The organism is Phormidesmis sp. 146-33, from assembly GCF_052939515.1.
This window is the reverse complement of the sequence record NZ_JBJPHU010000030.1, coordinates 61,187-71,568: the sequence shown is the minus strand read 5'-3', so window position 1 is coordinate 71,568 and position 10,382 is coordinate 61,187. Positions and strand designations below refer to the sequence as shown.

Sequence of the window (10,382 nt, the reverse complement as noted above, 5' to 3'; positions counted from 1 at the left end):
GGGGGCTGAAGCCGATTGAAACGAAGCGAGTCACTCTCATCGAACTGACGTTAATCCAGCAGCCCTTCAGGTTCTCTTTGTGAATCAGGTTTGAGAGGATTGATCGATATAGAATTAATTCTTCTGAATCACGGATTAATTTATCTACTAATATATCCATCTACCAATATAACTATTTACTAATAAATCTATCTATTGTTTTTGAGTGATTTTGATCGTAATATTTTTGCCTAAATATATGTATCGTCCCCTTGACATTGTTTAACTCAGTCAATAACATTAATTGGAAGTAGAATAAGCTGATGAGAACAATAAAAAAGGCTCTTTTAACACTGCTAGATTTTGAGATCAGCTTTACTTTCTGTACATCTTTCGACTCGCTCTAAAGCCAAGTCTCAACCGCTCCTTAAAATCCTCAGACTGACTGAAGCGTTTTCAATTTATTTTGTCATGATGGCGATCGCTGCTTAATCTATGGCATTCTCGTAGAAACTCTACGGAACTGCTGTGATTTTTCTCAAAAGCAGCGTCGGCTTACAGAATCGGCTTAGATCTTGCTTCCTTCTCAACAAGCGCCCCAAACTCAAGATTACTTCGCACAGATCTGATCTCTGAACTAGGCTCAGTTTTGACTACTAGAAGCCTGTTTCGACAGATTAAAGCCTGGGTCTTGAAATTTGTTTCAAAGCTCTCGTACCAGACTGTTTGTGAGAATGCAAGATCTACATCAATCTCTTTGTGAAATCCAAATTGCTAACTCTCCAATTCACAGTTTTTAGGAGGAAACTTTAGGATCTTCATGATTACAAATCACCTTAACCTGGCACTTGCAAACAAGTCAGAAAAATTGCTGCTCAAACTGCTTTCTAATTCAGCAAGAATTTAGGAGGATCAGGCAACGAATTAAGGTTCGGAGGCCTTTACTAAACCTCAGCTTTAGCCTGTGAAAAAATGTCTTGAAGCTCTACCTTTGATCAGTCAACTCTCTACACCAAACCGAGTCCTGTAAAGTCTTCGCTTCAGACTTTAGCTGAGCTTGTCACATTGACTTATCTTGATCATGAGAATTGAGCTACAGCAACCATAACGCTGCTCAACTCGACAATTCTGCTACCTGTGAACATTTCTGCGATTGGGTGTGTGAGGGGACGCGGAGCGGCAAGAAAGCTCTGCGTTGGTGCTGAAAGAAGAGAATCCTAATGGAGTTGTGAATCTCTGGATTGCCCTCATCCCCAGCCCTTCTCCCTAGGGAGAAGGGAGCAAGAGTCTTAGTCCCTCTCCTTGGGGAGAGGGATTTAGGGTGAGGGCAGAATGCTTGGACTTTACAAATCAATAAAGCAAAGCTGGCAGCGTTAAGCAACAGGATGAATTTGCTTTTATTCTCCAAATTTGGACAATTTCTGAACTTTCAAACTCCTCATTTTAGAGAATTAGAAAATTCAAGAGCTTTCGAGGATACAACAATTTAACGATTCATTCCTCGATTCAGCAACGCTACGAAACTAACCCCATTGATTTTGCAACCATCTAATTTGCAACCATTTAAGAGGTCAGGTTATGAATTCAGTCTCCAAGTTACGGGTATCGCTTCACCCTCAGATCTTAGAGGCAATTCTCAAACTGTTGTCTTTGGGGCAAGCGGATCAAACCGTGGAAGCCTTTAGTCAAGCTTTTGAAATTGAAGAATTTCGGCTAGGTGATTTTCTTGATCAAGACGACGATCGCGAAGACCCAGTGAACCCGATCGACCCTTCAGTTCTCAGTCAGCAAAATCACGAAAATTTCTACTTGGTTTGCGAAGGTCGAGTTCGATTGCTGTGTCTTGACCTTCAACGACAGCGAGACGTTTCTGCACAGGTCTTAGACGCTGGAGAAACGTTTGGGGGAGATGCGCTGTTTTACCAGATGCCGCTGCCTTATCGGGCGATCGCTGCCAGCCCCGTGCAGGTGGCCCGAATGTCGTTGGCTAGTTTGGACGTTTGGCTAAAAAAGTTGCCTCAATTACGGGAAATTTTTGAGCAGCAAGCCCAACAGCGAGAACGCCTGATTTTCTTCAAAACCTGTGTTGCTTCGGGGTCAGGTTCAAAGCCGCTCACTAGTGACCAAATTCAGCAACTGTTGCCTGATCTCGTCGAAGTGCGAGTTGCCGCAGGAGAAAGTCTGGCTCAAGCGGCGGCTTCTGGTCATTGCTGGCTTCGGCAGGGCAAAATTCACGGTCAGGAGGGGCAATCTGTGGCGATCGGCGATCAGTTTGGCTACCCAGACTCATCGCAGGTAGATTGGGTTGCTGAAACAGATTTGGTGCTGTATCAATTGCCCCTCTCTCATTGGGAGAGCGCAACGGCCATTGCACCCACTTACTTTGTTAAGCCAGATGCAGCCCCGTCTGAGCCAACCCTTAAACCGAGCAGGCGCAAGAAGCTACGATCGTCCCTTTCTGATTCCCAGACGACTGGGCCTGAGCAATTATCGAGTCAACCGAGTGGCAAAGCAAAATTTGAAGCGCCGCCTGTGGTGTTTCCCAAGCCCAAAAAATCTCATCCAGGCAGGCTATGGCAAGGGTATCCGTTCATTCAGCAGCAAAGTTCTTCAGACTGTGGGGTGGCCTGTCTGGCGATGATCGGGCAATATTGGGGCAAGCGATTTAGCCTTAACTCATTGCGAAATCTGGCGAAGGTGGGGCGATCGGGGGCTTCTCTAAAACATTTGTCAGAAGCCGCCGAAATGGTTGGATTTCAGGCCAGCCCGGTGCGAGCTAGTTGGGGGCGATTAGCCGAGCAGAAGAACCCCTGGGTTGCTCACTGGCAGGGGGATCACTACGTGGTGGTCTATCGAGTGCAGGGGGATTGGGTGTTGGTCGCTGATCCGGCTCGTGGCAAACGTAAATTGTCTCGTGACGTATTCTTGAGCAATTGGACGGGGTACGCGCTTTTGCTTGACCCGACCGATCGACTCAAAAACACAGAAACTGATCGCCGCAGTTTAGGCAAGTTTTGGGGGTTGCTCTGGTCGTATCGATCGCTCCTGTGGCAAATCGTCGGGATTTCTTTGCTGATTCAGCTTTTTGGGTTGGTCACGCCTCTCTTTACTCAGGTGATTCTCGATCGCGTGGTCACAGAAAAAAGCCTGGTGACGCTGAATGTGTTTGCGATCGGCTTGCTGCTCTTTAGCGTGTGGCGGGTGGCGATGACGACAGTTCGCCAATATCTGTTGGACTATTTTTCTAATCGTCTGGATTTGACGTTGATTAGTGGCTTTATCAGTCATGCGCTGACGTTGCCGCTCAAGTTTTTTGAATCGCGACAAGTAGGTGATATTCTCACACGAGTCCAAGAAAACCAGAAAATTCAGAATTTTCTCACTCGTCACGCCGTCTCTACTTGGCTCGATGCGCTGATGGCGATCGTGTATCTGGGATTAATGTTTTATTACAACTGGCAACTCACGTTACTTGTGATTGGAATGATTCCGCCAATCATTTTGTTAACGCTAGGAGCAACACCGTTTCTCAGAAAAGTATCTCGCGAAATTTTCAATGAATCTGCGGATCAAAACTCGATTTTAGTTGAGATGATGACTGGAATCGCAACAGTTAAAGCAACAGCAGCAGAACGAGAAGTCAGATGGCGCTGGGAAGACAAACTAACCAGTACAATTAATGCTCAATTTCGAGGACAAAAGCTAGCAAATGGACTGCAAAGTACTAGTGAATTGATCAATGCGATCGGCAGTACAGCCCTCCTCTGGTATGGTGCCACTTTGGTCATTCAAGAACAACTGACGATCGGGCAATTTGTCGCCTTCAATATGCTGATTGGCAGTGTGATTACGCCCGTTTTATCACTCGTGAGATTGTGGGATGAGTTTCAAGAAGTGCTGATTTCGGTGGAACGATTGAACGATGTGTTCACGGCGCAGCCCGAAGAAAGTGTCAGTAAACCGATGCTGGTGCTGCCTTCGATTCAGGGAGAAATTCAGTTTGAAAATGTCACCTTTCACTACGAACAAGCAGAAGAAACCAATGTGCTGCAAAATCTTTCTTTTGTGGCAGAAGTCGGAGAAACGATCGCGATCGTCGGGCGCAGTGGTTCTGGAAAGAGTACGTTGGTCAAGCTGCTTCAAGGACTTTACTCCCCCAGCAACGGGCGCATTCTCATCGACGGGCACGATTTGCATCATGTGTCTCCTCAGTCATTTCGACCCCAGCTTGGTGTAGTTCCTCAAGAGTGCTTCTTGTTTTCTGGCACGATTTTAGAGAATATTCAGCTTTACCGCTCTAACTACACGCTTGACGAAGTGATCAAAGTCGCCAAACTCGCTGAGGCACACAGTTTCATTCAAGATCTGGCCTTGGGCTACAACACAAAAGTAGGAGAACGAGGCAGCAATCTTTCTGGAGGGCAACGTCAGCGGATTGCGATCGCTCGTGCCCTACTCGGTGATCCTGCAATCCTCATTTTGGATGAAGCTACCAGTTCTCTCGACACCGAATCTGAGCGCCGATTTCAGCAAAATCTTGCCCACATTAGCCGAGGGCGCACAACCTTTATCATTGCTCACCGCTTGTCTACAGTCCGGCATGTCGATCGCATCTTAGTCCTCGATCGCGGCGTTCTCGTCGAACAGGGCAGCCACGACGAATTGATTAATCTACACGGCTTGTATTGTCACCTGGCCCAACAGCAACTCGATTTGTAGAAGCGGTTTGCACCCAAAACACCAAGCCACAACGTTTTGTTAACGTGAATTCGATGAGATCCTTCGCTGCGGTTATCGCTTCGGGCAGCCCCCTAAATCCCCCACAAGTGAGGGACTTTGAACGAGAAATCTTGTCCGAAAGTCCCCCAAAATTGGGGGGTTGGGGGGCAGAAGTGCTGAATCACGAAGCGGAAAAACTCCATCGAATTCACGTTTTGTTATCCAGGAATTCGCGCTGTATGAAGGAGCGATTTGGAGCGGGGCGATCGCAAATTCTCATCTTCACAAAATGACATTCAAAAACTGCCAATCTGGCAGAAATGAAAAGTAGCGTCACATACCATTTCAGTAAGCTGCAAATCCTTAAAACTGGACACATCATGTTGAATCGCACTCCTCCCGAAAACAAACTGTCGCGGCTACCCAGAGAACCTAAAGTCACGATTGCCGCTCCGGTAGAAACTGCCCACTGGTCGCCTCCCCTCCAAACGCTCTTAGACAAGCCTGCTTCGGCATTGCCTGCGCGTCTAGCAGTGGGTGGGCTGGCATTCTCACTGTGTTTTACCGCGTGGGCCTGGTTGGGGCAAATGAATGAAGTCGCTCACGCGCAAGGCAAACTGATTCCCAAAGGGGCGGTTTACAAAGTCAACCCGACAGAAACGGGTAAAGTTTCTCAAGTTTTGGTGGCAGAAGGACAAACCGTAACAGCGGGACAACCTTTACTGGAACTCGATCCTCAACTTGCAACAACCGAAGTAGAAGGGTTAGAAAAACAACTGACTGCCGACCAAACGCAGCTAAACCAAACGCAAACCTTGATGACACAAGTGGTGATGCAAGCTCAAACGCGAGTGGCGATCGGTCGAGCCACGATCGAGTCCCAAAAAGTAGCCGCGATTCAGGCAAAGGGCAACACGCTAACCACACGAGCGATCGTAGAGCAGCTACAGGCGGATGCGGATGCACAGCGAGAACGGTTAAATCGACTTCAGCCTCTAGCAGCAGCAGGTGCGATCGCTCAAGAGCAAGTTTTTCAAGTAGAGCAGAGTCTGCGCGAACGGCAGCGCACCATTACCGAACATCAAGGCAGCCTGGAACAAAGTCGCTCAGAGGTCGATCGGCTGCAAGCAGAACTCATTCAAAAACGGGCGGAAGACCAACAATATCAGTTAGAAGCTCAACAGCAGATTCAACAAATGCGGCTGAAAGTGACTGAGTTGCAGGCCAAAATCGAACAAACCCAAACCTTGCTCAAGGCAGCTCAAGCAAAACGTAAACAGAAAATGGTCTATGCTCCTGTTTCTGGTCAACTTTCAACGCTAAATATCCACAACCCCGGTGAAGTCGTTCAACCTGGACAACCCCTCGCTGAGATCACGCCTCGCAACAAGTCCTTAGTGCTGTCTGCCATTGTGCCCGATCGCGAAGCTGGGTTGGTCAAAGTGGGAATGCGGGTTCAAGTCAAACTGGATGCTTATCCTTATCAAGACTATGGCATCGTCTCTGGCAAAGTGACAGCCATTTCTCCCGATGCTCAACCTGATGAAAAGCTGGGTCAAGTTTATCGGGTCGAGGTGCAGTTAGACCGTCATTTTGTGACCAAAGAGTTTCAGAAAGTTCCGTTTAAGGCAGGACAAACCGCGACTGCTGAAATCGTCACTCGTCAACGTCGAATTGCAGACATTTTATTAGACCCCTTAAAACAGCTACAGGGCAGCCTCAACTTGTGAAGTGAGTTGCTCTAAATTGCATGGAGACTAAAACCGCATGAATCACTCAATCCTTCATTCGCAGAACTCCGATCGCCGTACCGATAAAGTGATGGAGCCTGAACAATTTACTCAAGTTATCGAAGCGATCTTAGCAGGCAAATATTCTTGGGCATGTGTATTAATTTTGCGTTTTGCAGGATACAATCCTCTCCACTATATTCCCTACAGAACCTATAACCGATTGGTCAAAGACAACGCTCAGTGCAGAAAACGCGATCGCGTTCACGCTGAAGAAATCAATCAAAATGAGTCAGGCGATCGCGTTGGTCAAATTCAAGATTTAGCTTACTTAGAAGCCATGAGCGAACAGCAAAAAACAATTCATGGAGGTTGTTTTAAGAATTGGGTGACGAATAGCATTCCTTCAATAAAACTTGTGAAGGACTTGAACATTTGCCTTAAATAATAGGAATCAATTGAGGCTAAAAATCTGTGCGAGTGAAACAGATAATCCAAAGAAACTGCCAATTTGGCAACGAGGCTTCTATTGGACTCGCTAAAATCAGATCCAACGTTAAAACAATCTACCTTTAACAAGAATTATCCCCAGGAGGAGAGCAATGATCATCTCTGATCTTAATTATCTCGAAGCAATTTCTAATAGCTCAAATCTGACAGGTAGCCTGAGCTTATGTGAGATTAAGGGGCTGTTAGGGAGTTTTCTGATTGGTCTTCCTCATTGTGCCTTGCTCGGAAGTCTCACTAGTCACTCTAATGGAACTGGTTATGTTTCACTTTACCGTTCAACAACATCGTTGCTCAATGGCGAAGCTGTAACTTCTTCTAGCTACACTACACGAACTCTTTAATTCTCTAGAGTTCATCATCCTCTAAATCAGTGTCAGTTCGACAAGTTCTTTCGCTTCGTTCTCATCGGCTTCTGCCCTCTAAATCCCCTATTCTGGGGGACTTTGAACCAGAGTTTTTGGCTTGAAGTCTCCCATTTTTTGGGGATTTAGGGGACTTCCCGAATTCATAATCGGAGCGAACCACTTCTGTCGAACTAACGTTAAATCATGTACTTCACTGAGAACTGTTGTTTAAGGTTTTCAGTGATTTTTATTAACTATTTTCCAGATTACTTATTAGAGATTCTCTGACTTCAAGAAGGAATAGAAACAAATCTGCCAAAGTGGCAACATTGTTTTGAGATTAAGAACTAAATTATTAATACAAACCGATAAGGTTGTTGAAAAATACAAGTCGGTTGTTTTAAAAAAGGAGAAACTCAATGATCATTTCTGACTTGAACTATCTCGAAACCGTTTCTGAGCCAACTGAAATTGTTGGCGGTGGATTCAAGATTAAGTTCAATATTGCTGAGGTATATCAGTACAGTGAAGCTACTGCTGTCGCGATCAATTTTGGCAAGAAAGGCAGTGCTACAGCCTACAACTACGTTACACAAAAGGTCTCGATCGATCAAAGAAACTAGTGATTTGTGTCGCTGAATTCGCTTGACTTTACTCACAAGAACAAGGAGAAACTCAATGAATATTTCTGATCTGAACTACCTTGAATCTGTTTCCAATTCCTCTAACATCGTTGGTGGGGGCAAATTCAAGATTAAATTCAACGTTGCTGAGGTATACCAATATTCTGATGCTACTGCTCTCGCTCTTAATTTTGGTAAAAAAGGAGACGCTTACGCCTACAACGACGTTTATCAGAAGGTCTCGATCAACCAACGAAACTAGTGTCACTTCAACTGAAGATGAGTTGATTTGCTAAAGCGCTCAGTTGAGACTTTGCAAGATTGGAGGCTTTTTGGTTAAAAGGTCTCCAATGTTTTTGAGTAGTGTGGCTTAAATCTAAAAAGATAGAATCTGCCAGAATGGCAACACTACTCCATTTCTTGGTCATACGATGAGCTAAAGCAAAGTAAGCTTGTTGCAAACTCAATCGCTTTTTACTCAAACATACAGGAGAATTGCAATGGTCATTTCTGATTTGAACTATCTGGAAAAGGTCTCTGAATCGTCTATCGTCACTGGAGGAAGTCGCAAAAAGCTGGCTGGACTTGGAATAAACTTGAACATCATTACTCAGGTTGCTGTTCCGGTTGCGATCGCAATCAACTTAGGAAAGGGGACGGTTACAGTAGGAACTGGGGTGATTCAAAATGCTATGGTTTAACGGTAGGCTTTCTTAACCGACTCTGAAATTCTTCATTAGCATTCAATAGTAATAAACTTGCTAGAAGCTAAATCTGTAAAGCCCATAGCAAGTTTATCTTTTTAAAGAATGCAGAGGTTAGTAACCCTTTCTGACACATCCTTATTTGCGAGTATTCATTTTTTTTGATAGTTAGCTTCGTAACTTTATCAATACTATAATTGTTAAAATCATCACTGGATTGATCATTAGACCTAAAATTAAACCATTCAAATAAATAGTATCGATTAGCTGGTTGAGGAGTGGTAATACCTATGAGTGTCAACCTTGATATAAGTGACAGACGGGAATCTATATGTGCGATGGTTAATTTACTTGGAGTATCTATCGAATCAGACGAAATTGTTGATTTTCTAAAGTCAACTGTTCAATTAAGAGCATTCTGTGAAAAGCTTTTATATCAGCGAATTATCAACCAAATGGCTCAAGAACGAGGCATCATCATTACTTCTGAGGAGATCCAAGCTGAAGCCGATCGCCAACGCCGCGAAAACCGTTTGGAAAGAGCGATCGACACCTTAAATTGGTTGCGTGAACAGCTAATCAGTGCTGAGGATTGGGAAACTGGAATTTGCAATCAACAACTGTCTCAAAAACTAGCAGAGTCTCTCTTTCATTCGGAGGCTGAAAGATTTTTTGCCCAGAACCGACTAGATTTTGAGCAAGTTGCTCTCTATCAAATTATTGTTCCTTATCACACGCTCGCTCAGGAACTTTTCTATCAAATTGAAGAAGCCGAAATTAGCTTTTATGAAGCTGCTCACTTATACGATATTGATGAGCAACGCCGTCGCCAATGTGGTTTTGAGGGCGTTCTGTATCGAGGAAATTTGCAGCCAGAGCTTGCTGCTGTAGTTTTTGGGGCTAATGCAGGAGAAGTGGTTCGACCCGTTCAAACCGATCGCGGCTATCACCTTTTAATGGTTGAAGAATTTGTCTCGGCGCAACTCACACCTGAAACTCATCAAGAGATCGTTCAGAGACTGTTTCAAGAGTGGTTAGAGAGTGAATTAAGCTATTTGCATAATCAAGCAGATTGACACTCCCCATGCCTAAGGGCGCTACGGTGTACACACAAGTCTATACTCATATCAAATCAACTTTTACTTGCTACAGATCCTCGCCCCCTAAATCCCCCATTCTGGGGGACTTTGAGTCCTGATCTGGCGCAGTCTATTTTCAATTTGGTATCACTTCGTTCTAGTTGGCTTCAGCCCCCTAAATCCCCCATTCGGGGGGACTTTAAGCAAAAAAGACTTCGAGAATTTAGAACCCTGATCAGCGTTCAAAGTCCCCCAAATTTGGGGGATTTAGGGGGCGAAGGATTACGGCAAGTACAGATCAATCGACTTACAGCGGTTGCCGCTTGAATAAGCCACACAACCTGATGACTCAATGGTGAGCGTTGAACTTTTTTCTGTGGCTTACTCGCCTGAGAATTGCTGTATGTATACACGGTAGTCTCTAAAGGGACGGGGCTTTCCGCTCGTTTTCGGTAATTAGCTTTGCAGACCTTTAAAAAGGATTTTAATCATGTCTTACTCTAGAAAAAGATTGATTCAACGGGTTATTTCAACAGACGGCAAAACGGTTGCAGAAGTGAGAAGTGAAGTGATGGGGTCGATCGATGCCAACAATGAGGTTCAGCAATGGATTGAAGTGACCGTTTCAACCAGCAGCGGAGTCAGGCACCAGACTACATCTCACTCAACTGCTGATTATTCTTACGATCGATGA

General features: G+C 45.0%; 8 protein-coding genes. All 8 read left to right on the top strand.

The genetic code is table 11. From position 1 onward, the window contains the following. Positions 1 to 1,557 precede the first annotated feature (1,557 nt). The 8 genes from ACJ2PR_RS14400 to ACJ2PR_RS14365 all read left to right on the top strand — a co-directional run bounded on the left by ACJ2PR_RS14400 (position 1,558) and on the right by ACJ2PR_RS14365 (position 10,382). A complete protein-coding gene (locus ACJ2PR_RS14400) occupies positions 1,558 to 4,698 on the top strand; it encodes an ABC transporter transmembrane domain-containing protein (protein WP_446877504.1) in 3,141 nt (1,046 codons plus the stop codon). 380 nt (positions 4,699 to 5,078) lie between these two features. Continuing rightward, a complete protein-coding gene (locus ACJ2PR_RS14395; protein WP_446867125.1) occupies positions 5,079 to 6,428 on the top strand; it encodes an HlyD family type I secretion periplasmic adaptor subunit in 1,350 nt (449 codons plus the stop codon). A gap of 37 nt (positions 6,429 to 6,465) precedes the next feature. Further along, positions 6,466 to 6,876, top strand: a complete 411-nt coding sequence (locus tag ACJ2PR_RS14390; RefSeq protein WP_446856570.1) for a HetP family heterocyst commitment protein — start codon at positions 6,466 to 6,468, stop codon at positions 6,874 to 6,876. 825 nt (positions 6,877 to 7,701) lie between these two features. Further along, positions 7,702 to 7,905: a hypothetical protein gene (locus ACJ2PR_RS14385; protein ID WP_446856569.1), complete on the top strand. Its 204-nt coding sequence runs from the start codon at positions 7,702 to 7,704 to the stop codon at positions 7,903 to 7,905. Between the two features lie 55 nt (positions 7,906 to 7,960). Then, positions 7,961 to 8,167, top strand: a complete 207-nt coding sequence (locus ACJ2PR_RS14380; RefSeq protein WP_446867124.1) for a hypothetical protein — start codon at positions 7,961 to 7,963, stop codon at positions 8,165 to 8,167. Between the two features lie 238 nt (positions 8,168 to 8,405). Beyond that, the gene (locus tag ACJ2PR_RS14375) at positions 8,406 to 8,606 is read left to right on the top strand and encodes a hypothetical protein (protein WP_446856567.1); all 201 of its coding nucleotides are present in this window, start codon (positions 8,406 to 8,408) and stop codon (positions 8,604 to 8,606) included. Positions 8,607 to 9,064: 458 nt separating this feature from the next. Beyond that, positions 9,065 to 9,685 carry a peptidylprolyl isomerase gene (locus tag ACJ2PR_RS14370; protein WP_446877503.1) on the top strand — a complete coding sequence of 207 codons (621 nt, stop codon included), beginning with the start codon at positions 9,065 to 9,067 and terminating at the stop codon, positions 9,683 to 9,685. A 493-nt stretch (positions 9,686 to 10,178) separates the two neighbouring features. Continuing rightward, a complete protein-coding gene (locus ACJ2PR_RS14365; RefSeq protein ID WP_446877502.1) occupies positions 10,179 to 10,382 on the top strand; it encodes a hypothetical protein in 204 nt (67 codons plus the stop codon).